Below are 1024 nucleotides of genomic sequence, written 5' to 3'. Positions count from 1 at the left end.
GCCTTCACCCTTGCCGAGGGCTGCGTCGAGGATGAATTTGTCACCGATGGCCAGATAGATCTTGCCGTCCTTGAAGGTGGAAACGCGGATTTTGGGGCCCTGCAGGTCGCCCATGATGGCGACGTGACGGCCCAGCTTGGCGGCGATGTCACGCACCTGGTTGGCGCGCAGGATGTGGTCTTCAGCAGTGCCGTGGGAGAAGTTCATCCGCACCATGTCGGCACCGGCACGGATGATCCCCTCGAGGATCCCTTCGCGATCGGTGGCCGGACCGAGTGTGGTTACAATCTTTGTACGTCTTGGCATGAAAGACTCCAGTTTTGAAGTTGATATGACTTGAGATACTGCCCCGTCAAGCGCATGACCCATTGCACCCGCTTGCAAGCCATCTGGGTGGCTTTTGTTACTAAATTACAATACTACACCAAGGAAGGTGGCAGAGACAGCCGGGGGCCGGGGCCCCCGTTGTTCACGAAGAGTGGGGTGTATCAAAGCGGGATTCGCGCAAACCTTCTTTGANNCGCGAAATTTCATGCCGCGGCGCAGAGTGAAACCGGTCGCCAGCACGTCCACCAGGGCGAGCTGGGCGATGCGCGAAGCCATCGGCATGTAGACGTCGGTGTCTTCCGGCACGTCCATGGAGAGCACCAGGTTGCACTCGCGCGCCAGCGGAGAGTCCTTGGCGGTCATGCCGATGACGGTGGCGTCGTTTTCACGGGCCAGCGCGGCAATCTCCACCAGCGCCTTGGTGCGGCCGGTGTGGGAGATGAGCACCACCACGTCCCCTTCGCTGCTGTTGATGCAGCTCATGCGCATCATGACGATGTCGTCGAAGCTCACCACCGGGATGTTGAAGCGGAAGAACTTGTTCTGGGCATCGCGGGCGACGGCGGAGGAGGCCCCAAGGCCGAAGAAGCTGATCTTCTTGGACTGGGTCAGGATGTCGACGCAGCGATTGATGGCCGAGATGTCCAGGCTGTTCTTGGCGGCATCGAGGCAGGCCATGGTGGATTCGAAGATCTTG

The 1024-nt window shown here is 59.9% G+C and carries 1 protein-coding gene and 1 pseudogene; both read right to left on the bottom strand.

Annotated elements, in window-relative coordinates; translation table 11 throughout:
- Positions 1-306: pyruvate kinase (locus BN1143_RS18275; RefSeq protein ID WP_042051631.1), on the bottom strand; the 306-nt coding region annotated here is incomplete at its 3' end.
- A gap of 163 nt (positions 307-469) precedes the next feature.
- Positions 470-1024: pseudogene (gene hexR / locus BN1143_RS18270) on the bottom strand (transcriptional regulator HexR); the annotation flags it as partial.

This window comes from Aeromonas dhakensis (assembly GCF_000820305.1).
Taxonomy (GTDB): Bacteria; Pseudomonadota; Gammaproteobacteria; order Enterobacterales; family Aeromonadaceae; genus Aeromonas; species Aeromonas dhakensis.
This window is presented reverse-complemented; position numbering and strand designations above follow the sequence as displayed.